The organism is Dyella sp., assembly GCF_035508675.1.
Classification (GTDB): Bacteria; Pseudomonadota; Gammaproteobacteria; order Xanthomonadales; family Rhodanobacteraceae; genus Dyella_B.
In genome coordinates, this window is the sequence record NZ_DATJMN010000008.1 from 1 (window position 1) to 19,805 (window position 19,805).

The window sequence follows — 19,805 nt, forward strand, 5'->3', positions numbered from 1 at the left end:
TGACGCCGAGCTGCAGCGCGAGATCTTTTCCAAGAATGATGTTCCAGCCATCCGGCGTAAGCGAATCGAACGAGCCAGCGATCATGTGCTTGTTGATGTCCGACACGTTCGGCTCTTGCGCTGTGTCGATGCCGCGAATGATCGCGCCGCTGGAGCGCTGTCCTTGCAGGAAGGACTGAATCTCCACATAAGGCGCCGCGCCGCGCACATGCGGATTGGCTTTCACCTGCTGCATGGCGTACTGCCAGTTCCGCACCGGTTCGCCCGGAAGGCCCGATACGGTGGCATCCGAAATGGCGCCCAGGATGCGCGAACGCAGCTGAAAGTCGAAGCCGTTCATGACCGACATCACCGTGATCAGCGCCATTACGCTGATGGTGATGCAAACGATGGATACGGTGGAGATGAAGGAGATGAACTGATTGCGCCGCTTGGCACGGACGTAGCGCAGGCCGATGAAAAGCTCGAGCGGTCGGAACATGGAGGCTTCGCTTGTGGGGAATGGGCGGGAGGCCGTAGGAATCCGTGAGACCGCGCCGCGCGCGCAGAGTGCCCGAAGCGCGACAAGGCGGCAACTGTCAGGCCGGTTCCTCGGCGGCTTCGCGCATGACGGCCAAGCGCATGCGCAGGCGTCGCCGGGTATCCGCATCGAGGTTGTCGGGCATCAGCCAGAGCGTGAGCTTGCCGTAGCGGCCGCTGGCCAACCGAAGCAGCACCAGCTGGCGGATGATTCGAAAAGACAGCAGGTTGGCCACCTCGTCCCCACCGTCCAGCCCTCGCAACGTCCAGCCACTTTGGCTGGCCCACCCCACCGCGTAGATCGGCAATGACAAACGGCCCACGGCATACCTGCAAGCCGCTGCCGAGGCCGTGCACAGCACCATGCAGGCAAACAAGGGCAAACCGGATAGGACTATGGCCAGCATCGCCAGGCCGGTGATGCCCGCGAACAGGCGCGGCACCCAGCGCGAAGGCCGGTATTCAAAGCCGATGGCGGGCGCGGATGTCATCGATGATCGCCTGCCAGTCAGCACGTAGCGGCCTGGCATAGCCCATCACCCAGTCCCACAGGTCCGGGTCCTGCACGTCGAGCAATTCGTCGAAGGCTTGTTGCAGGGCGGCGTCAGCCGCAGGGAACGAGGTTTCCAGCCAGCCGCCGAAAAGCGCATCCAGTTCACGGGTGCCGCGGCGGGTGCGCCAGCGCAGGCGTTTGAGGCGGCCCTCATCCATCTATTGAACCTTTCACTTTGCCCACCGCAGCACCCTGCCGGTCGAGGCCGTCATTCCCGCGAAAGCGGGAATGACGGCGATGTGACTGACCATCACGCGAGACCGATCAGGCCGAGCGCCGCTCCACCAGCAGCTTCTTGATCTCCGCAATCGCCTTCGCCGGGTTCAACCCCTTCGGGCAAGTGCGTGCGCAGTTCATGATGGTGTGGCAGCGGTAGAGCTTGAACGGATCTTCCAGGTCGTCCAGGCGCGTGCCGGTGTCTTCGTCGCGCGAGTCGACGATCCAGCGATAGGCCTGCAGCAGGACGGCAGGACCAAGATAGCGATCGCCGTTCCACCAGTAGCTCGGACAACTGGTCGAACAACAGGCACACAAGATGCATTCGTACAGACCATCGAGCTTCTTGCGGTCTTCCGGCGATTGCAGGCGCTCGCGATCCGGTGCCGCGCTCTGTGTGCGCAACCACGGACGGATCGAAGCGAACTGCGCGTAGAAGTGCGTGAGGTCTGGCACCAGATCCTTCACCACTGGCATATGCGGCAGTGGATAGATCTTCACATCGCCCGAGGCACATTCTTCGATGGACCGGGTACAAGCCAGCGTATTGGTGCCGTCGATGTTCATCGCGCACGAACCGCAGATGCCTTCGCGGCACGAACGGCGCAGCGTGAGGGTGGGATCGATCTCGTTCTTGATCTTCAGCAGTGCGTCCAGAACCATCGGGCCGCAAGCGGCCAGATCGACTTCATAGGTATCGATGCGCGGGTTCTGGCCATCGTCCGGTGACCAGCGATAAATGCGGAACGTACGCGGTTTCTTCGCGTCTTTCGCCGGATAGTGCTTGCCCGGCTGGATCTTGGAATTCTTCGGTAGCGTGAACTCGGCCACGATTGCCTCTCCAGATTAATAGACGCGCTTTTTGGGCGGCACGACTTCGACATCGCCGGTGAGCGTGTACATATGCACCGGACGGAAATCAAAGCTGGTCTTGCCTGCTTCGTCGACCTTCACCAGGCTGTGCTTCATCCAGGTGTGGTCGTCGCGCTCGGGGAAATCTTCGCGGGCATGCGCACCGCGGCTTTCCTGGCGCTGCTCGGCCGAGTGCATGGTGGCCACGGCCTGGCCGAGCAGGTTGGACAGCTCCAGCGTTTCGATCAGGTCGGAGTTCCACACCATCGAGCGATCGCTGACGCGTACGTCCTTGAAGGAGTCATACACCTCGGAGATCTTCTTCGAGCCGGCCTGCAGCGTTTCGCCGGTACGGAACACGGCGGCGTCTTGCTGCATGGTGCGCTGCATGTCCAGGCGGATCTTCGCCGTAGGCGTACCGCCGCTGGCATTGCGCAGGCCGTCGAAACGCGCCAGCGCCTTGTCCAGCGCGCTGGCCGGCAGGTCCTTGTGCGCGGCGCCCGGCTTGATGATTTCGGCGCAGCGATGCGCCACCGCGCGGCCGAACACCACCAGGTCGAGCAGCGAGTTGGAACCGAGGCGATTGGCGCCATGCACCGACACGCAGGCCGCCTCGCCGATGGCGAACAGGCCCGGCACCACGGCATCGACGTCGTCGCCCTTCTTCTGCACGACTTCGCCGTGATAATTGGTCGGGATGCCGCCCATGTTGTAGTGCACGGTCGGCAGCACCGGGATCGGTTCCTTGGTGACGTCGACACCGGCAAAGATGCGGGCGGATTCGGCGATGCCCGGCAGGCGCTCGTGAATCACTTCCGGCCCCAGGTGCATCAGGTTCAGATGCACATGATCCTTGTGTTCGCCCACGCCGCGGCCTTCGCGGATTTCCACCGTCATGGCGCGGCTGACCACGTCGCGCGAGGCAAGGTCCTTCGCACTCGGTGCGTAGCGCTCCATGAAGCGCTCGCCCTTCGAGTTGGTGAGATAGCCACCCTCGCCGCGCACACCTTCGGTGATCAGGCAGCCGGCGCCGTAGATGCCAGTGGGATGGAACTGCACGAATTCCATATCCTGCAGCGCGAGGCCGGCGCGCAGCACCATGCCGCCGCCGTCGCCGGTGCAGGTGTGCGCCGACGTGGCGCTGAAGTAGGCACGGCCGTAGCCACCGGTAGCCAGCACCACGGCCTGGCCACGGAAGACATGCAGCGTGCCCTCGTTCATGTCGAGCGCCAGTACGCCGCGGCATACACCTTCTTCGTCGAAGATCAGGTCGATGGCGAAGTATTCAATGAAGAAGGTGGCGTCATGCGCCAGCGCCTGTTGGTACAGCGTGTGCAGGATCGCGTGGCCGGTACGGTCCGCTGCGGCGCAGGTGCGCTGGGCGGTGCCCTTGCCGTAGTGCGTGGTCATGCCCCCGAACGGGCGCTGGTAGATGCGGCCGTCGTCGGTACGCGAGAACGGCACGCCGTAATGTTCCAGTTCCAGGATCGAGGGAATGGCCTCACGGCACATGTATTCGATCGCATCCTGGTCGCCCAGCCAATCCGACCCCTTGATGGTGTCGTAGAAGTGGAAGCGCCAGTCGTCCTCGCCCATGTTGCCGAGCGCAGCGGCGATACCGCCCTGTGCAGCGACGGTATGCGAACGAGTTGGAAACACCTTGGTAATGCACGCGGCCTTCAGGCCCTTCTCGGCCAGGCCGAACGTGGCGCGCAGGCCGGCACCACCGGCGCCTACCACGATCACGTCATATTTGTGCTGCTGAATTTTGTAGGCTTCCATCGAGCTCAGGCTCCCAGTGCGACGCGCAGCACGGCCAGCGTGCCAGCCAGCACGCTCAACACGGCGATAAACTTGATGGCCACCAGCAGGAAGATCTCCTTCCAGCGGGTATGCACATAGTCTTCAACCACCACCTGCAAGCCGAGCACGGCGTGCCAGAACATAGTGAAAAGAAAGGCGATCAGCAGCACCGCATTCCACGGCTTGGCCACCGTGGCGCGCATCGTGGCGTAGTCGCTATGCAAATGACCCAGCACCAGCACCACGAACCACAGCCCTAGCACCACCAGGCCGGTGGCGGTCGTGCGCTGGGTCCACCAGTGCCCGACGCCAGACTGAGCCGAACCCAGGCCCCGCGCCCGCTTCAGCGGATGGCGTAAATCTTTCGCGTTCGCACTCATGCGGCACCTCCGGCAGACAGCGCGTAGCCGACAACAATAAGCGTAAGCAGCAAGCTGACGATCACCGCGCCCCAGCTGGAGCGCACGAACTGCACGATGGCGTAGCCGGCGCCCGCGTCCTGCACCAGGTGACGGATGCCGTTGCACAGGTGATAGAAGAACGACCAGGTCCAGCCGATCAGCAGGACCATGCCGATGGGGCTGCCCATGCAGACCTTGAACTGGTTGAAGGCGTCTTCGCCGGCAGCCAGGGCAATCAGCCACCACACGAGGATCAAAGCGCCCACGGACAGGGCAATGCCGGTGGCGCGATGCAGGATGGAGGTAACCATCTGCACTTGCCACTTATATATCTGTAGATGCGGTGAAACCGGTCGTTGCGTCTCTGCCATGGCGGCTATCCTGGGGTGGAATCGCTGATGCCCGTACTACCACCGCCCCCTTGCCTGTGCTTCGCACCGGCATCAATGTCGTGCGCGGATGGCGCAACGGCATCAGAAGTCGATGCAGCGCCCATTCTTTTCCCAATCGCCGTAGCGCGTGGGATCCGGCGCAGGCCGCTCGTTTTGGTCCTTGCCCGGCATGGGCGGAACGGGCGTTGCTGCCCGCTCTTGCTTGGCGGGTTCGTTCGGCGTTGCGGGTTTGGAGGACGTGTCGGGCATGTTCGTATCGTCAAAAGCGTAATACTTGCCGCATAGCGGCACAACCAGTTGACGCCGGGCGCCGGGCGTTGCAGGCAAGCAAGATAGGCAAGACAGGTGCTTGCGAACCACTTGCATCAAGTCCCTGCCACCCCCACTCCAACGCGCATGCCGACATATCATTCCGCCCACGCCATTGTCATCGAAGGCCCGGACGCCATCGCGTTCGCACACAGCCAGTTCACCAGCCAGGTCACCGCGCTGGCAAACCGGCGCTGGCAATTCAGCAGCTGGCTCGATGCACAAGGGCGCGTGCGCAATCTGTTTCATCTTGCACGCATCGGCGAAGACCGTTTGCTGGTGATTTTACGCGGGGGCAATGCAATCGATTTTGTCGAAGCATTGCGCCGCTTCGTGTTTCGTTCGCGCATCAAGCTTTCTATCCTGGAAGGATTGCTTTCAGGCACCACGGCCACACCCTTGCACGAAGTCGACATGCGCGACGATGTCATTTGTCTTGGATGCGGAACGCATACCATGCTGTTCGGCACCAACCTGCAAGTTGACGACGCATGGCAATTGCAACAATTGCGCGAAGGCTGGGCATGGCTTCCAAACAGCGCATTGAACGAATGGCTTCCGCCTTCTTTATCGCTGCATCGTCTTGGTGCCGTCGCACTCGACAAAGGTTGTTACCCCGGACAGGAAATCGTTGCGCGCTTGCACTATCGCGGCGGAAACAAACGGCATCTGCATCATGTTGCGCTGTCGAAGCACGCAGAAGACGGTTTATCGATTGAACGCGAGCATCGCGAGTTCATGCGTTTACTTGACGTCATCGCACACGAAGACCAAGTGGAAGCTTTGGCTGTCATGACTGACGAAACGGCTGAACAATTCGGACAACATGATGGACATATCGTGAGTGATGAAGGCGTTGCCGTGCGACTGCTAAATACTTGGCCAGCTTGACGTTTACATCATGCTTGCTATGCCAGCATGGTGAGCGTAGTGTGAATCTCGCTGCGCTGGCACTTGCAAAGACGACCGCGGCCCACTAGATTCCGCCAAACTTTTTCCGGCACCCACCAGCCCACAGGGTACCGACATACGCGACGAACCGGAGGGGTCCGGATCGGCGCGACCCGGCAAGAAGAATGCCGGAGTACAACTCGCCGTATGCGCGAACACGCTGCATCAGGTGCCTTATGCACGCAGCGTAAATAGCCGAAAGCTTTCCCGGTCGACATCGGACATGTCGATCGATTCCACCGCGTTACAGCGGTTAACAAGCGTTTGCGCCTCGAGTTTCGACGCAAGCGATAGATCCAGATGGAACGGCCTGCCCGCCCGTCCATCGCAACGGCGTTTTGGCACGCATGTGTGCCAGCACGTACAGCAAGCTGGAGGCAGATATGAAACTTTCCATGTTGTTGTGGCTAATGTCCGTACTGCCCCAACCGCTCGCAGACCAGACTTGTCTGGCAACCACCGTCTACCTGGAAGCACGTAGCCAGTCGACGGTCGGTCAAATGGCCGTGGCGGAAGTCGCCATGCGCCGGCGCGAACGCGGTCAGTGGGGTGGTACGGTGTGCGAAGTGGTCAAGGCGCCGCATCAATTCGCGCTATCGACCACGTCGCCCAACCAGGAAATCGATAATGTCGTAGCGTTCCAGAAAGCCTGGGACATCGCCGGCAAGTCGATCCAGAACTGGGGCCTTCCCGTCGACGAACGCCGCCTGTTCGTACCGCACGCGGACCACTTCGCCACGGTCTCGGTGGCGCCGAACTGGTCACGCAACCAGCGCGCCATTACGATCGGCGACCACAAGTTCTACTCGATCAACTGACACGTACGCAAAAGCATAAAAAAGGCCCTCGAAAGAGGGCCTTTTTTTCTTTTGGACGTCCAGACGTCCATTTGAAAAAAATCAGCGCGGGTAAACCTGATTGTTGCTGATCACCACATAATCGCCGGGCCGAACACCCGGATTGGCAACCTGGGTCACCGTGGCGTACTGGCCGTTATCCATGCGCACCACGATCTGCCAAGCCGGCGTCGTACCGGCAGGCTGGCTATTCGCCTGGCCGACTTTGTTACCCACCACGCCGCCGACGACCGCACCGCCCACGATGGCCGCCGTATTGCCGCGCCCATGACCGATGGTACTGCCCAGCAGGCCGCCAGCCACCGCACCGATCACCGTACCCAGGCCACTGTTGTTGCTACCCTGCTGCTGGATGTAGATCTGCTGCACCTGCTGCACCACACCGCAGTTCTGGCAACCACGATAACCGTAGCTCGTCTGATAGGTGGTCGGCTGCGTCTGGCAGCCCGACAAAGCCGCCACGGCGATCAGCACTGCCGCCACCGCACCGAATTTGAATGATTTATTTCTCATGACGACCTCCTGTGTATTTGATGTGCGCAAGCGCGCCGCCCGGCGAGACTTGATGTGGCGCATTGAAGCGCCCATACGCTGAATGACGGCTAGACCGTTTCGCGTCTATCAGAACAGCCCCAGGATAACGCATCATGACAGCCATGCTTACGCTTGCCGACAGCCACGTGCACCTGGATGACGCCTCGTTCGACAGCGATCGCGACGCCACCATCGAGCGCGCCCGTAATGCTGGCGTAACACTGCAAGTGATCCCCGGTGTCGACGCCGCCAGTTGGCCGCGCATCCAGGGGTTGTGTACTGCAGGCAGCGGACTGTTCCCCGCCTATGGCCTGCACCCCCTGTTCATGCACCAGCATCGGCCGGAACATATCGCGATGCTGTCGCATTGGCTTACGGCGCAGCATCCTGTCGCGGTGGGCGAAATCGGCCTTGATTTTCATGCCAAAGAACTCAGCGCCGAGGATCAGCACCATTATTTTCTGCAACAGCTCCAGTTGGCGAAGGCGTTTGATCTCCCCGTCATCCTGCATGCGCGCGCAGCGATGGACGAAGTCACCTCCACCCTGCGACGCATCGGCGGCTTGCGTGGTGTCGTGCACAGCTTTGCCGGCAGCCAGCAGCAGGCCGAGCAATTGTGGAAGCTTGGCTTTCATATCGGCATCGGCGCCCCGGTGACTTACCAACGCGCCCAGCGCTTGCGGCGCATCGTCGCCAACATGCCGATCGAATACCTGTTGCTCGAGAGCGACGCACCCGACCAGCCGCTGTCGACCCACCGTGGCGAGCGCAACGAACCGGCACGCGTTGCGGAGGTTCTCCAATGCGTTGCCGCCTTGCGCGGCGAAGCGCCTGAAACGGTCGCTGCCGCCACGACAGCAAACGTAAAGCGGCTATTCGCCATCGCCTGACCGCGATAGCCACCACCAGAGATGGTGGCGCAGTGTGCAAAATGCGTACCCCTGGCACTTGCAATAACCCAGATTGCAACGCATCATTTTATTTCACCAGTGAAATATGCACCGATGAAATGTTTCTGAGCGACAAAATCAAGTGCATGGACGAGGGCATCGCCGGCGTGCGCAAAGCCATGCCCGAGGTACCGGCCGACGTCGGGCTGTGCCGGATCATGCTGCTGATCGCCGAACGCCTGCAGGCGGAACTCGAACACAAGCTGCGCCCGCACAAGCTCAACGACAGCGAATTCCGCACGCTTATTGCGATATTTGCGCACCCCGGCGGCGCTTCCACGCCCAGCGAGGTGTGCCAATTCACCTCGCTGGGCGTCACCAACATGACGCGTATTGCCAACGCGCTGGTCAAACGCGGACTCATCACGCGCGGCCCCAGCGTCGAGGACCGCCGCCGCGTCGTCATGCAGATCACGCCAGCTGGCAAGCGCTTCGTGCAGAAGATGCTGCCGGCCATGCTGCCGCGCCTGAAACTGCTCTTCGACGGCTTCACCCAGAGCGAGCGCAGCACCTTGAACCGACTGCTGCGCAAGCTGGCGCACAACCTCAGCAACCTCGAACACGTAGCGGGTGATTCGCCATGAACGCTTCATCCTTTCCGTATGCACGGCTCCGTCCACTTGTGCTGATGGCCGTACTGAGTCTTGCCGGCTGCCATATCCCGACCAAAGTGCAGCATCCTGTCCTGCGTGACGACGTGCCGTTAGCCGGCTTGCCGACCACCGCAGGCGCGGAGTGGCCCGCCGCCGAATGGTGGCGCGTGTACCACGATCCACAGCTCGACCGGGTGATGGCGCTGGTCATGCAGCAGTCGCCCGACCTGGAGCAGGCACGGACGCGCGTGAAAACCGCCGAACAATCGGTGCGCGTCGCCGCAGCGCAAGCTGGCCTTACCATCGACGCCAACGGCCAGCTTACGCGCCAGCGCATGAGCGACCATGGGTTGATCCCCCCATCCCTGCTCGGTTTCAACTGGTACAACCAGGCCGACCTGAGTGTGCAGCTCGAATACGATTTCGACTGGTGGGGCAAGAAGCGCGCCGCGATCGAGGCCGCGCTCGATCAGGCGCATGCCGCCGAAGCGGAACGCAGCGCCGCCATGCTCACCATTCAGAACGCTGTGGCGGACGCGTATTTCGGCCTGCTGGCCGATGAAAACCGTCTCGCACTCACGCGGCAGGCAGTCGGCGTGCAACAGCGCCTGCTGCACATTGCCGAACTGCGCGTACGACAAGGCGTGGACCTGCCCGATACCGTCCAACAGGCGCGCGCGCAGCTTGCCAGTACACAGCAAATGCAAGCCACGCTGGAAGGCTCGATCCAACTGCGCAAGGTGGTGCTCGCCGCCCTGGTGAACGTATCGCCGGCGCAATTGCCGCCACTGGAACCACGCGCACTGCCCGAACTCGAAGGCGCGATTCCCGATAACGCGCACCTGGACCTGATCGCCCGCCGCCCCGACATCGCCGCCAGCCGCTGGCGCGTGGAAGCCGCGCTCAAACAGACCGATGTAGCGCGCGCGGATTATTTCCCCGACTTCAGCATCAAGGCGATGGCAGGCCTTTCCAGCACGGACCAGGGCGCACCGAGCTTCGGGGGCCTTACCACCGGCAGCAAGGGCGATCTGGGCAATCTGTTCACCGCCGGTAGCCGCGTGTTCGGCATCACGCCCGCAGTACATCTGCCGATTTTCGAAGGCGGCCGGCTGAAGGCGAACTATGGCGCCAGCCGCGCCCAGCTCGATGCCGCCATCGCGGATTACAACGTAGCGGTGACGGACGCCGCGCGCGACGTCGCCACGCAAGCCGTCACCGCACAGCAGATTGCCGCGCGCCGCGAAAAGCAGGCCGCGCAGATAAAAGCCGACAAGGCACTGCTGGCCAACGCGCAGGCACGCACCGCACGCGGCACTCAGGATGCACGCCAAAGCCTCAACGCCCAGGCGCAGCTACTGCAACAGCGTGACCAGGCCATCAGCCTGCAGGCGCAGGCGATCAGTACCGATCTGGCGTTGATCAAGGCGCTGGGCGGCGGCTACCGCTCCGACATCGACAGCAAGGCCGTGCAATCCGCCGCCGCTTCCTCCCCCACTTCGAATCCCGCAGGAGCCCCCTGACCATGAGCGCCGCCGAGTCCACCCTCAAGGACGCCAACGACAGCGGCCTGGCCGCGAAGAATCCCGCCAAGCGCAGCCGCGCGCTGCTGATCGTGGCGCTTGTTTTCGTGCTCGCCGGATTGGCCTGGTTCCTGCTGTGGTTCTTCGTATTTTCGACCCGCGAGAGCACCGACAATGCGTACGTGGGCGGCAATCAGGTCGCGCTTTCCTCACAAGTTCCCGGCACTGTCATCGCCATCCTTACCGATGACACGCAACACGTCACCGCCGGACAAGTGCTCGTAAAACTTGACCCCACCGATGCCGACGTGCGCCTGCGCCAGACCAGCAGCGCGCTGGCGCAAGCAGTGCGCCAGGTTCGCCAGCAGAACGACTCGGTCAACGAAGCGGATGCCACCGTAGCGGCGCGTGAAGTCGATCTGCGCAAGGCAGAAGCCGATCTGAAGCGCCATCTGCCACTGGTGGCCGCCCAGGCCGAATCGCCGGAAATCGTGCAGCACATGCGCGACAGCGTGGCACAAGCGCAAGCCGCGCTGAATGCTGCGAAGGCGCAGGCGCAATCGGCACGCGCTGCTGTGGAAGGCACCGACGTCGCCAACAACCCGGCTGTAATGCAGGCACGTGCTAACTTCCGTGCTAGCTGGATTGCCGCGCAGCGCAATACGATTGTGGCACCGGTGAGCGGTTACGTTGCGCAGCGCAGCGTGCAACTCGGCGCCAGCATCTCTCCCGGCCAGCAACTGATGACCATCGTGCCGCTGCACGATCTGTGGATCGATGCGAACTTCAAGGAAAACCAGCTGCGCCATATCCGTATCGGCCAGCCGGTGAAGATCACCACAGACTTGTACGGCGGCAGCGTCGAATACCACGGCAAGGTGATCGGCCTTGGAGCAGGCACAGGCAGTGTGTTTTCGCTGTTGCCGGCGCAGAACGCCACCGGCAACTGGATCAAGGTGGTACAGCGCGTGCCGGTACGTATCGCGCTCAACAACGACGAGCTGGACAAGCATCCGCTGCGCGTCGGGCTCTCGACCGACGTGACGGTCGACATCAGCAACGACCAGGGCCCGGCGCTTGCTTCCGCACCCGCGCAACCGCCGGCAGAAACCTCGGTGTATGACCACGTCGCCGCTCAGGCCGATACCGAGGCGGAGAAGATCATTCGCGCCAATCTTGGGGAGTGATGCCAAGGCATCCGCTGCTACGTCCGTAACGCTGATTGCCCTCGTTCCCGCGCACGCGGGGATGCGGACCTGGAAAGCAAGACCGCGAGGCCATCATGGCTGCCACACCCGACAACGCCCCACCCCTGAAACCACTGCACGGAACGCCGCTGGTCCTGCTGACCATCGCCGTTGCGTTCAGCACCTTCATGGAGGTGCTGGACATGACCATCGTCAACGTCTCGGTGCCGCACATCGCCGGCAGCTTGGCGGTGAGCCCGAACGAAGGCACCTGGGCAATCAGCTCCTATTCGCTGGCCAGCGCCATCATGCAGCCGCTGACCGGGTGGGTGGCGCGCCGCTTCGGCGAAGTGCGCACCTTTGTCACATCGGTCACGCTGTTCGTGATCTTTTCCATGTTCTGCGGCCTGTCCACCAGCATGCCGATGCTAGTGTTCGGGCGCCTGATGCAGGGCGCCGGTTCCGGCCCGATGGTGGCGCTTTCGCTGACCTTGCTGCTATCGAGCTACCCGAAGGAAAAACAAGGCATCGCACTGGCCATGTGGGCGATGACGGTGGTGGTGGCGCCGATCTTCGGGCCGATCCTGGGCGGCTGGATTACCGACAATCTCTCCTGGCCGTGGATTTTCTACATCAACCTGCCGGTAGGCATCCTGGCCGGCATCATCACTTGGACGCTGCTGCACAAGCGCGAAACCAAAACGATGAAGGCGCCGATCGACATCGTGGGCCTGGTGTTGCTGGTGGCCGGCGTGGGCTGCCTGCAGTTCATGCTGGACAACGGCAACGATCATGACTGGTTCGCCTCGCCGCTGATCCTCACCCTGGGCCTGATCGCACTGGTGTGCCTCACCTTCCTGGTGGTGTGGGAAATCCACGCCAAACATCCGGTGATCGATCTGAGCCTGTTCAAGCAGCGCAATTTCACCGTGGGCGTGCTCAGCCTCTCGCTGGGCATGTTCGCCTTCTTCGGCATCAACGTGGTGTTTCCGCTGTGGCTGCAGACCACGCTGGGTTACACCGCCACCTGGGCCGGATTGGCCGCCGCGCCGGTGGGCGTATTGGCCTTCCTGCTCTCGCCGATCGTTGGTCGGAACATGAGCAAGGTCGACCTGCGTTTACTGGTGAGCTGGTCGTTCATCGTGTTCGCGGCGACCTCGTACTGGTTTTCCACCTTCGACAGCAGTGCTTCCTTCGCCACGCTGGTGGTGCCGCGCTTCGTGATGGGGCTGGCGATTCCCTGTTTCTTCATCCCGCTCAACCAGATCTATCTCTCGGGCTTGCCTGCCTCGGAAATCGCCAGCGCATCGGGACTGTCCAACTTCTTCCGTACGCTCGGTTCCAGCGTGTCCACGGCCGTGATGGTGACGCTGTGGCAGCACCGGGCTATTTCTCACCACGCCAGCCTCACCGAGTACGTTAATCCGGCCCAGCCCGGTGCTGCGCAGTATCTGCAGCAACTTTCGCAGATGGGTTTCGGGGCAACGCAACGCATCGCTTATATCGATCAAATCATCAACCGGGAGGGCTATACCCTGGCGGTTAACGACATTTTCTACGGCTGCGCCATTCTGTTCATCGTGCTGCTGCCGGTGCTCTGGTTCGCTCGGCCGCCGTTCGGCAGCACGGGTGGTGGTTCGGCGGGGCATTGATTGCTGCACTCGATCGTGCAGCATAAAAAGGTAAACCCTGACTGGTGCGACGCAATACCTTCTGCTAGTTTGTGTGCATGGCACAAACAATCCGCATCATCAAGAAGTACCCGAACCGTCGGCTCTACGATACGGAGATCTCCAGCTACATCACGCTGGAAGAGGTCCGCCAGCTGGTTCTGGATGGTGAAACCTTCGAGGTCCGCGACGCCAAAAGCGGCGAGGACCTGACCCGCTCCGTGCTGCTGCAAATCATTTCCGAGCACGAAGAGAAGGGCCAGCCGATGCTGTCGCCCCAGCTCCTGAGCCACATCATTCGTTTCTACGGCGATTCCCTGCAGGGATTCATGGGACCGTACCTGGAGCGCAGCCTGCAAGTGTTCCTCGACCAGCAGCAGCAGTTCCGCAACCAGCTCAACAGCATGATGGGGCAAACCCCGTGGGCGCTGTTGAACGAGCTGACGGAACGCAACATGGATGCGTGGAAGAACATGCAGCGGGGCTTCATGGATGCCGCCTCGCAGGCCGCCACGCCGGCCCCCGGCCAAGCCGGCCGCGGCGGCACCACCACCAAGAAACCCTGATCTTCTCGGGCACGCTGCCGCTGCAGCACAACACGTGCTGCCGCGCGGCATGTGCTGAAGGAAATCCGTCATGAGCTTGTCGAAGTCCGCCCCGCGTGTCGCCTTGGTCACCGGCGGGATCGGCGGCATCGGCACCGAGATCTGCCTGCAACTCGCACAAGTCGGACGCATGGTGGTCGCGGTGGACCTGGCCACCCGCAGCGATCGCATCGAAGCTTTTCGCGTGCATACCGCGGCCTTCAACGGCGCCATCCGTTTCGAACCCTGCGACGTCAGCGATTTCAAGGCGTGCGGTTCGCTCGTCGAACATGTGGAGCTCAACATCGGCCCTGTCGACATCCTGGTGAACGCCGCCGGCATCACGCGCGATACCAGCTTGCGCAAGATGGATCCGCAGCATTGGCACGAACTGATGCGCGTCAATCTCGATGGGGTATTCAACACCTGCCGCCAGGTGGTCGAGGGCATGACGACGCGCGGTTTCGGCCGCATCGTCAACCTCAGTTCCGTGAACGGCCAGACCGGCCAGTTCGGGCAAACCAACTACTCCGCCGCCAAGGCCGGCGTACATGGTTTCAGCATGGCGCTGGCGCGCGAGACGGCGCGCAAGGGCGTTACGGTCAACACGGTTTCGCCCGGCTATTGCGATACGCCGATGGTGGCTGCGGTGCCGCAGGAGATTCGGCAACGGATCATCTCCGACATTCCGGTAGGCCGGCTCGGCACACCAGGGGATATCGCCCGTGCCATCGTGTTTCTCACCGCCGATGATGCCGATTACATCACCGGCGCAAACCTGCCGGTGAATGGCGGGTACTTCATGAGCTTTTAAACGCCCTCTTTCCCGGATCACGCAGCAGAACCCATAACGGTTCTTAGCTACTCAGCCCGCTGCCCCACGACATCTTCCGCCGCTTCGACACTACCTTGGCTGTCGCCTGATACAGAAAATCCCGCGTTCCAGAAAACGCGGGGTTCGTCAGCAATCTGAAACTCGCCATCACCGCGAAACCAACTCTTAACCGCCCCCTGCCGAGGAGGGTGGACTATCCGTTTGATCCTCCCCCGCCTCACCCGCCCCTTCGAGCAACGCAATGAGCTTGTCGGTAGCATCCAGCGCCTCACTAGGGTCGGCACTCGCGATAGCTGCTATTAATCCCTGCACATCCCCACCTCGACCGCCTTGTGGGGGCTGAGCGCCTTGTGGAGGTTGAGCGCCTTGTGGCGGTTGACCACCTTGTGGGCTTTGGCCACCTTGCGCGCTCTTCCCACCTTGCATGCTCTGCTCACCAGCTTTCGGCGCATGATTGCTCAGCTGCTGCATAAGGTATTGGCGATACTCTTTGAGTATTTTTAGGGCACCGGTTTTGTCCTTGTCTTGCAGTGCTTGCCTGAGGGCTTGCTCTACTTTCTCGCCAACTTGATTTCCATTCGAAGCCCCCGCCTCCTCGCCCTCTTCCACGCCCGTCCCCGCTTGAGGCTGCGTTTCCTGATTCGGCATAGACGAGTATTTCTTCTGGCCATCATCAAACGAGCGCGGCTGAATCTGCGGCGGAGCAGGTGTTTGTGGTTGACTCCCGCCATTCGGTGCGGAAGGCCACGAACCACCAGTCATTACACCGCTATTTGCATCAACACTGCCGACGTGCATGGGAATACCTCCATTTATTGAATTAGCATCGACTCTAAAAGCTCCCTTCGTTTCCTGTGCGGTAGATATAGCTGCTCCTGCCAAAACGCCGGGCAATATGCATCGCTATCGGGTACTTGCCATAAACAGCCACTTACGGAACAGTGATGCGCTCCATTACACGGCACGCAGCATGACGCAGCAAACAATCACCCTGATCGGCGGCGGTTTGGTCGGCACGCTGCTCGCGCAGCTTCTGGCTCGACGCGGGTTCAAGGTCGAGGTGTTCGAAAAGCGGCCCGATCCGCGGCGTGCGGGTTTCACCGGCGGACGTTCGATCAACCTCGCCCTCGCCGAACGTGGCTTGCAGGCGCTGCGCGCCGCCGGCCTGGCGGAAGACGTGCTGCAACGTGCAGTGATGATGCGTGGCCGCATGGTGCATCCCATCAACGGCGCCTCCGGTCTGCAGCGCTATGGCGTGGACGACAGTGAAGTGATCTGGTCGGTGTCCCGCGGTGGCCTCAACATGCTGCTGCTGGATGCGGCGGAAGCGGCAGGCGTGACGTTCCATTTCGGCCAAGGCCTCGCGGCGGCCGATCTTGATGCGCAGCACATCACGCTGGTCGACGACTACGGCGTACAGCATCGGCATCATGCATCGATAGTGATCGGCGCCGATGGCGCCGGCTCCGCCTTACGGGCGGCGATGAACGATTACCAGCCGCTCGGCCAACGCGTGGAACCGCTCGGCCACGGCTACAAGGAGCTGGAGATTCCCCCGGCGTCCGGCGCCCAGCGCTTCGCCATCGAACCGCATGCGCTGCATATCTGGCCCCGTGGTGGCTACATGTGCATCGCGCTGCCGAATACCGAAGGCAGCTTCACGGTCACGCTGTTCCTGCCCGTGCACGGCGTCCATCCCAGCTTCGATACCTTGCCGGATGCAACCGCGGCCCGCGCATTTTTCCAGCAGGACTTCCCGGACCTGCTGCCGCTGATTCCCGACTTCGCCGAGGATTACGACAGTCACCCGGTCGGCACGCTTTCCACGCTCTACCTGGACCACTGGCATATCGACGGCCGCGCCGTGCTGATCGGCGATGCGGCGCATGCCATCGTGCCGTTCCACGGCCAGGGCATGAATTGCGGTTTCGAAGACACCGTCGCGCTCGCCGATCTGCTGGCCGAATCGGGCCGCGACACCGCCGACGCCTTCGCCGAATTCCAGCGCATCCGCAAACCCAATGCCGACGCGATCGCGGCGATGGCACTGGAGAACTACATCGAGATGCGCGATTCGGTCGCCGATCCACACTATCTCGCCAAGCGTGAACTCGGCGCGCGGCTGGCCGAACGCGCGCCGCAGCATTTCATGGCGCGCTACCGCATGGTCACCTTCACGCACCTGCCGTACGCCTATGCGTACGAACGCGGGCGCGCGCAGGACATGCTGCTGGAGCAGTTGCTGCGCGGCGCCACCGAGGTTGAAAACGTGCCATTGGATGCTGCGGTGAAAGCACTGCGCGCCACCCTGCCACCGCTGCCGCCGTTACACCATGGATAGCGCGCTGATCATCGCCTACCGCAGCACGGATTACCGTGTACGCCTGGCGCGGGGCGGCTTCGTGTCCATCCAGGTGGACACGCCGGTGCCCGAACCCCTGCGCGCTTGGATTGGTTCGCACAGCTGGGCCTTCATCACCGCATGGAACCCTTACTCACGGGTACAGCCGCGCACGCAAAACCGTGCTGCGCAACACAGCCTGCTCGACACCCTGCGCAAGCTGCCATCCACGGTAACCATCCGACCCGCCATCGGTGTGGGCGAGGATTGGCGCGAACCCAGCTTTTTCGTGGTCGGTCCGGCGCTGGCGGAAACCGATGCGCTGGCGCAGCAATTCCAGCAAAACGCCTACGTGCATGGCCTGGCTGCGGGCCATGCCCGGCTGCGGCTGACCAGCGGCGAGCCGCCGCGTGGACAAGCTGGATAAGTCCTCCGCACAATGCCGGCGATGACTTCCCATACCCCTTTGCTCGAAGCCCGCGCCCTCGCCTTCCAGCGCCAGGACGAACCCGTGTTCGGCCCGCTGGATTTCCACCTGCATGCCGGCGAGCTGATGCTGATCGAAGGCGACAATGGCAGCGGCAAGACCACCCTGATGCGCATCCTCACCGGCTTGCTGCGCGCAGAGGAAGGCGAGCTGCTGTGGCGCGGCGCGCCGCTCACCTGGGACCGCTGCAGCGGCGAAGTGGTGTTCCTTGGCCACCACCTTGGCTTGAAGGCGGAGCTGAGTGCGCGGGAAAACCTGGCGTTCACCATCGGCTTGCACGGCCATCGCAACCAGAGCGGCATCGATGGTGCACTCACCCAGGTTGGATTGACCGGATACGAGTATGAACCCGTACGCAAACTGTCCGCCGGCCAGAAGAAGCGCGTGGCGCTGGCGCGCTTGCTGCTGATTCCGGCCACGCTATGGCTGCTGGACGAACCCTACGCCAACCTGGATCGCACCGGCATCGAACTGGTGGATGCCTTGCTGGAAGCGCATATCGCGCACGGCGGCGCGGCCCTGGTGACCAGCCATGGCGCCGTGCAGTTCCACGGCGGCGAGCCGCAGCGGATTCGCTTGCATGCTTGATACGCGGCGCCCGGGTCTTGCCCACGCTTGCGCGGCGGTATTGCGCCGCGACCTCACGCTGGCCTGGCGCCAGCGCGGCGACATGGTATTGCCCGTGCTGTATGCGTTGATCGTCACCTCGCTGTTCCCCTTCGCGCTGGGACCGGAAAGCGCCTTGCTCAAACGCATCGCCGGTGGCGTCGTGCTGGTGACAGTGTTGCTGGCCATGCTGCTGGCCTTGGATGCGATGTTCCGCAGCGATATCGAAGACGGCTCGCTCGAACAGCTGATGCTGGCGCCGCAACCGCTGGCGCTGATGCTGGGCATGAAAATCCTCGCGCATTGGCTGGCCACCGCCCTGCCGCTGATCGTGGTGGCGCCGATGCTGGCCGGCATGCTGCATCTGCCGGCCGCGGTGATGCCCGTGCTGCTGGCGGCCCTGCTGCTCGCCACCCCGCTGCTGAGCCTGCTGGGTGGCATCCTGGTCGCCCTCACGGCCGGCACGCGGCGCTCTGGTATGCTGCTGGCCTTGATGCTGCTGCCGCTCTGCGTGCCGGTGGTGATCTTCGCCGCCGGGGCACTGGCAGCCGCCCAGGAAGGGCTGCCGTGGATCGCTCCCATTGCGTGGCTGGGCGCAGCGCTCGTCCTGGCCGTGGTGCTCGCCCCTCTGGCTTGCGCGGCTGCACTTCGAATTGCCCTGGATTCGTAGCATGGCCAACTGGATCCCCCTGTGGTTGCACAAACTCAGCTCGCCGCCGGTGTTCTATCGCTTTGCCGGCACGCTGCGGCCATGGGCGATTGCGTTGGCCCTGCTTCTGGGCCTCCTCGCGCTGTACGGCGGCCTGGTGCTGGCGCCACCGGATTACCAGCAGGGCGATGACTACCGCATCATCTTCATCCACGTGCCCTGTGCCTGGATGAGCCTGTTCATCTACGGGGTAATGGGTGTTGCCGCCTTCATCGCGCTGGTATGGCGCATCAAGCTGGCCGAAGTGGTGGCGATGGCGTCCGCGCCGATCGGCGCTGCGTTCACCTTCATCACCCTGGTGACCGGTTCGTTGTGGGGCGTGCGCATGTGGGGCACGTGGTGGACCTGGGATGCACGACTGACCTCCGAATTGGTGCTGCTGTTCCTGTACCTGGGCGTGATTGCGCTGTATCACTCGTTTGAGGATCGCCGCCAGGGCGCACGCACAGCGGCGTTTCTCGCCTTGATCGGCATCGTCAACGTGCCGATCGTGCATTTCTCGGTGAACTGGTGGAACACCTTGCACCAGGGTTCCACCATCAGGCTGCTCGGTCCGTCCACCATTGCGCCGTCGATGGTATGGCCGCTGCTCACCATGGTGGTTGCCACCAAGCTGTATTACATCGCCAGCCTGTGCGGCCGTGCGCGTGCCGATCTGCTGTCGCTGGAAGGCAGCAAGGATTGGGTGCGGCAGATTGCCGAGCACGAGGTGCGCGGATGAATGCTGCATCCTTGCAATCCTTCCTGGCCATGGGCGGCTATGCGGTATATGTGTGGCCGGCCTATAGCGTGTTCTTCATCGTGCTGTTGATCGACTGGCTCGCGCCGCTGCTTCGCCGCCGCCGGCTGTTGCGCGAATTGCGCGCACGCATGGCGCGGCAGGATGCGCGCAAAGAGCGCACGAACCGACCTTCTGCAGCTTCAACCTAAGCG

The 19,805-nt window shown here is 62.5% G+C and carries 25 protein-coding genes; 15 read left to right on the plus strand and 10 right to left on the minus strand.

Features of this window, described 5'->3' with window-relative positions:
* The 8 genes from VMA74_RS00235 to VMA74_RS00270 form a co-directional block, all read right to left on the minus strand.
* Nucleotides 1-481 (minus strand): ABC transporter permease (locus tag VMA74_RS00235; protein WP_325363626.1); only part of this gene is annotated, 481 nt, incomplete at its 3' end.
* A 97-nt stretch (nt 482-578) separates the two neighbouring features.
* The gene (locus VMA74_RS00240; protein ID WP_325363628.1) at nt 579-1,010 is read right to left on the minus strand and encodes a protein YgfX; all 432 of its coding nucleotides are present in this window, start codon (nt 1,008-1,010) and stop codon (nt 579-581) included.
* Nucleotides 982-1,230, minus strand: a complete 249-nt coding sequence (locus VMA74_RS00245; RefSeq protein ID WP_325363630.1) for a succinate dehydrogenase assembly factor 2 — start codon at nt 1,228-1,230, stop codon at nt 982-984. The genes VMA74_RS00240 and VMA74_RS00245 overlap by 29 nt, the downstream gene beginning before the upstream one ends.
* A 106-nt stretch (nt 1,231-1,336) precedes the next feature.
* Nucleotides 1,337-2,119, minus strand: coding sequence for a succinate dehydrogenase iron-sulfur subunit (locus VMA74_RS00250; protein WP_325363632.1), 783 nt, complete (start codon nt 2,117-2,119; stop codon nt 1,337-1,339).
* 15 nt (nt 2,120-2,134) lie between these two features.
* Entirely contained in the window at nt 2,135-3,922 is a 1,788-nt protein-coding gene (gene sdhA, locus VMA74_RS00255; RefSeq protein WP_325363633.1) for a succinate dehydrogenase flavoprotein subunit, read from the minus strand.
* A gap of 5 nt (nt 3,923-3,927) precedes the next feature.
* Nucleotides 3,928-4,323 (minus strand): succinate dehydrogenase, hydrophobic membrane anchor protein, encoded by a 396-nt coding sequence (sdhD, locus tag VMA74_RS00260; protein WP_325363635.1) that lies wholly within the window; start codon nt 4,321-4,323, stop codon nt 3,928-3,930.
* Nucleotides 4,320-4,715: a succinate dehydrogenase, cytochrome b556 subunit gene (gene sdhC / locus VMA74_RS00265; RefSeq protein WP_325363637.1), complete on the minus strand. Its 396-nt coding sequence runs from the start codon at nt 4,713-4,715 to the stop codon at nt 4,320-4,322. Before sdhC ends, sdhD begins: the two co-directional genes overlap by 4 nt.
* A gap of 102 nt (nt 4,716-4,817) precedes the next feature.
* Complete coding sequence (locus VMA74_RS00270; RefSeq protein WP_325363639.1) at nt 4,818-4,985, minus strand: DUF1674 domain-containing protein; 168 nt, start codon at nt 4,983-4,985, stop codon at nt 4,818-4,820.
* 147 nt (nt 4,986-5,132) lie between these two features.
* On the opposite strand from VMA74_RS00270, the gene VMA74_RS00275 reads away from it, so the two are divergent.
* Nucleotides 5,133-5,936, plus strand: coding sequence for a folate-binding protein (locus VMA74_RS00275; RefSeq protein ID WP_325363640.1), 804 nt, complete (start codon nt 5,133-5,135; stop codon nt 5,934-5,936).
* A 443-nt stretch (nt 5,937-6,379) separates the two neighbouring features.
* Nucleotides 6,380-6,814: a cell wall hydrolase gene (locus tag VMA74_RS00280; RefSeq protein WP_325363642.1), complete on the plus strand. Its 435-nt coding sequence runs from the start codon at nt 6,380-6,382 to the stop codon at nt 6,812-6,814.
* An 81-nt stretch (nt 6,815-6,895) separates the two neighbouring features.
* Here VMA74_RS00280 and VMA74_RS00285 read toward each other — a convergent pair whose 3' ends face one another.
* A complete protein-coding gene (locus tag VMA74_RS00285) occupies nt 6,896-7,366 on the minus strand; it encodes a glycine zipper 2TM domain-containing protein (protein WP_325363644.1) in 471 nt (156 codons plus the stop codon).
* A gap of 143 nt (nt 7,367-7,509) precedes the next feature.
* Here VMA74_RS00285 and VMA74_RS00290 point away from each other — a divergent pair, with 143 nt between their 5' ends.
* The 7 genes from VMA74_RS00290 (at nt 7,510) to phbB (ending at nt 14,708) form a co-directional block, all read left to right on the plus strand.
* Nucleotides 7,510-8,277: a TatD family hydrolase gene (locus VMA74_RS00290; RefSeq protein ID WP_325363735.1), complete on the plus strand. Its 768-nt coding sequence runs from the start codon at nt 7,510-7,512 to the stop codon at nt 8,275-8,277.
* Between the two features lie 146 nt (nt 8,278-8,423).
* On the plus strand, nt 8,424-8,921 hold the full coding sequence (locus VMA74_RS00295; protein ID WP_325363646.1) for a MarR family transcriptional regulator: 498 nt from the start codon (nt 8,424-8,426) through the stop codon (nt 8,919-8,921).
* A complete protein-coding gene (locus VMA74_RS00300) occupies nt 8,918-10,453 on the plus strand; it encodes an efflux transporter outer membrane subunit (protein ID WP_325363648.1) in 1,536 nt (511 codons plus the stop codon). Before VMA74_RS00295 ends, VMA74_RS00300 begins: the two co-directional genes overlap by 4 nt.
* 2 nt (nt 10,454-10,455) lie before the next feature.
* Complete coding sequence (locus VMA74_RS00305; protein ID WP_325363650.1) at nt 10,456-11,640, plus strand: HlyD family efflux transporter periplasmic adaptor subunit; 1,185 nt, start codon at nt 10,456-10,458, stop codon at nt 11,638-11,640.
* A gap of 95 nt (nt 11,641-11,735) precedes the next feature.
* Nucleotides 11,736-13,292 (plus strand): DHA2 family efflux MFS transporter permease subunit, encoded by a 1,557-nt coding sequence (locus tag VMA74_RS00310; protein WP_325363652.1) that lies wholly within the window; start codon nt 11,736-11,738, stop codon nt 13,290-13,292.
* 77 nt (nt 13,293-13,369) lie between these two features.
* Nucleotides 13,370-13,876, plus strand: a complete 507-nt coding sequence (phaR, locus tag VMA74_RS00315) for a polyhydroxyalkanoate synthesis repressor PhaR (RefSeq protein ID WP_325363654.1) — start codon at nt 13,370-13,372, stop codon at nt 13,874-13,876.
* Between the two features lie 70 nt (nt 13,877-13,946).
* The gene (gene phbB, locus VMA74_RS00320; protein ID WP_325363656.1) at nt 13,947-14,708 is read left to right on the plus strand and encodes an acetoacetyl-CoA reductase; all 762 of its coding nucleotides are present in this window, start codon (nt 13,947-13,949) and stop codon (nt 14,706-14,708) included.
* Between the two features lie 186 nt (nt 14,709-14,894).
* Here phbB and VMA74_RS00325 read toward each other — a convergent pair whose 3' ends face one another.
* Nucleotides 14,895-15,527: a hypothetical protein gene (locus tag VMA74_RS00325; RefSeq protein WP_325363658.1), complete on the minus strand. Its 633-nt coding sequence runs from the start codon at nt 15,525-15,527 to the stop codon at nt 14,895-14,897.
* Between the two features lie 172 nt (nt 15,528-15,699).
* Here VMA74_RS00325 and VMA74_RS00330 point away from each other — a divergent pair, with 172 nt between their 5' ends.
* The 6 genes from VMA74_RS00330 to ccmD are packed head-to-tail and all read left to right on the plus strand — an operon-like array spanning nt 15,700 to nt 19,802.
* Nucleotides 15,700-17,070: an NAD(P)/FAD-dependent oxidoreductase gene (locus tag VMA74_RS00330; RefSeq protein ID WP_325363660.1), complete on the plus strand. Its 1,371-nt coding sequence runs from the start codon at nt 15,700-15,702 to the stop codon at nt 17,068-17,070.
* Nucleotides 17,063-17,497: a DUF3293 domain-containing protein gene (locus VMA74_RS00335; RefSeq protein ID WP_325363662.1), complete on the plus strand. Its 435-nt coding sequence runs from the start codon at nt 17,063-17,065 to the stop codon at nt 17,495-17,497. Before VMA74_RS00330 ends, VMA74_RS00335 begins: the two co-directional genes overlap by 8 nt.
* 12 nt (nt 17,498-17,509) lie before the next feature.
* Nucleotides 17,510-18,145 carry a cytochrome c biogenesis heme-transporting ATPase CcmA gene (gene ccmA, locus VMA74_RS00340; RefSeq protein WP_325363664.1) on the plus strand — a complete coding sequence of 212 codons (636 nt, stop codon included), beginning with the start codon at nt 17,510-17,512 and terminating at the stop codon, nt 18,143-18,145.
* Entirely contained in the window at nt 18,138-18,833 is a 696-nt protein-coding gene (ccmB, locus tag VMA74_RS00345; protein ID WP_325363666.1) for a heme exporter protein CcmB, read from the plus strand. Before ccmA ends, ccmB begins: the two co-directional genes overlap by 8 nt.
* Before the next feature lies 1 nt (nt 18,834).
* The gene (locus VMA74_RS00350) at nt 18,835-19,593 is read left to right on the plus strand and encodes a heme ABC transporter permease (RefSeq protein ID WP_325363668.1); all 759 of its coding nucleotides are present in this window, start codon (nt 18,835-18,837) and stop codon (nt 19,591-19,593) included.
* Between the two features lie 11 nt (nt 19,594-19,604).
* The gene (gene ccmD, locus VMA74_RS00355; protein ID WP_325363737.1) at nt 19,605-19,802 is read left to right on the plus strand and encodes a heme exporter protein CcmD; all 198 of its coding nucleotides are present in this window, start codon (nt 19,605-19,607) and stop codon (nt 19,800-19,802) included.
* Nucleotides 19,803-19,805 lie beyond the last annotated feature (3 nt).

What these genes read in the sequence shown, in the direction of transcription:
- VMA74_RS00240 (WP_325363628.1), bottom strand. Translation starts at nt 1,010, where the DNA reads ATGACATCCGCGCCCGCCATCGGCTTTGAATACCGGCCTTCGCGCTGG.
- VMA74_RS00245 (WP_325363630.1), bottom strand. Translation starts at nt 1,230, where the DNA reads ATGGATGAGGGCCGCCTCAAACGCCTGCGCTGGCGCACCCGCCGCGGC.
- sdhA (WP_325363633.1), bottom strand. Translation starts at nt 3,922, where the DNA reads ATGGAAGCCTACAAAATTCAGCAGCACAAATATGACGTGATCGTGGTA.
- sdhD (WP_325363635.1), bottom strand. Translation starts at nt 4,323, where the DNA reads ATGAGTGCGAACGCGAAAGATTTACGCCATCCGCTGAAGCGGGCGCGG.
- sdhC (WP_325363637.1), bottom strand. Translation starts at nt 4,715, where the DNA reads ATGGCAGAGACGCAACGACCGGTTTCACCGCATCTACAGATATATAAG.
- VMA74_RS00270 (WP_325363639.1), bottom strand. Translation starts at nt 4,985, where the DNA reads ATGCCCGACACGTCCTCCAAACCCGCAACGCCGAACGAACCCGCCAAG.
- VMA74_RS00275 (WP_325363640.1), top strand. Translation starts at nt 5,133, where the DNA reads ATGCCGACATATCATTCCGCCCACGCCATTGTCATCGAAGGCCCGGAC.
- VMA74_RS00280 (WP_325363642.1), top strand. Translation starts at nt 6,380, where the DNA reads ATGAAACTTTCCATGTTGTTGTGGCTAATGTCCGTACTGCCCCAACCG.
- VMA74_RS00285 (WP_325363644.1), bottom strand. Translation starts at nt 7,366, where the DNA reads ATGAGAAATAAATCATTCAAATTCGGTGCGGTGGCGGCAGTGCTGATC.
- VMA74_RS00290 (WP_325363735.1), top strand. Translation starts at nt 7,510, where the DNA reads ATGCTTACGCTTGCCGACAGCCACGTGCACCTGGATGACGCCTCGTTC.
- VMA74_RS00295 (WP_325363646.1), top strand. Translation starts at nt 8,424, where the DNA reads ATGGACGAGGGCATCGCCGGCGTGCGCAAAGCCATGCCCGAGGTACCG.
- VMA74_RS00300 (WP_325363648.1), top strand. Translation starts at nt 8,918, where the DNA reads ATGAACGCTTCATCCTTTCCGTATGCACGGCTCCGTCCACTTGTGCTG.
- VMA74_RS00305 (WP_325363650.1), top strand. Translation starts at nt 10,456, where the DNA reads ATGAGCGCCGCCGAGTCCACCCTCAAGGACGCCAACGACAGCGGCCTG.
- VMA74_RS00310 (WP_325363652.1), top strand. Translation starts at nt 11,736, where the DNA reads ATGGCTGCCACACCCGACAACGCCCCACCCCTGAAACCACTGCACGGA.
- phaR (WP_325363654.1), top strand. Translation starts at nt 13,370, where the DNA reads ATGGCACAAACAATCCGCATCATCAAGAAGTACCCGAACCGTCGGCTC.
- phbB (WP_325363656.1), top strand. Translation starts at nt 13,947, where the DNA reads ATGAGCTTGTCGAAGTCCGCCCCGCGTGTCGCCTTGGTCACCGGCGGG.
- VMA74_RS00325 (WP_325363658.1), bottom strand. Translation starts at nt 15,527, where the DNA reads ATGCACGTCGGCAGTGTTGATGCAAATAGCGGTGTAATGACTGGTGGT.
- VMA74_RS00330 (WP_325363660.1), top strand. Translation starts at nt 15,700, where the DNA reads ATGACGCAGCAAACAATCACCCTGATCGGCGGCGGTTTGGTCGGCACG.
- VMA74_RS00335 (WP_325363662.1), top strand. Translation starts at nt 17,063, where the DNA reads ATGGATAGCGCGCTGATCATCGCCTACCGCAGCACGGATTACCGTGTA.
- ccmA (WP_325363664.1), top strand. Translation starts at nt 17,510, where the DNA reads ATGCCGGCGATGACTTCCCATACCCCTTTGCTCGAAGCCCGCGCCCTC.
- ccmB (WP_325363666.1), top strand. Translation starts at nt 18,138, where the DNA reads ATGCTTGATACGCGGCGCCCGGGTCTTGCCCACGCTTGCGCGGCGGTA.
- VMA74_RS00350 (WP_325363668.1), top strand. Translation starts at nt 18,835, where the DNA reads ATGGCCAACTGGATCCCCCTGTGGTTGCACAAACTCAGCTCGCCGCCG.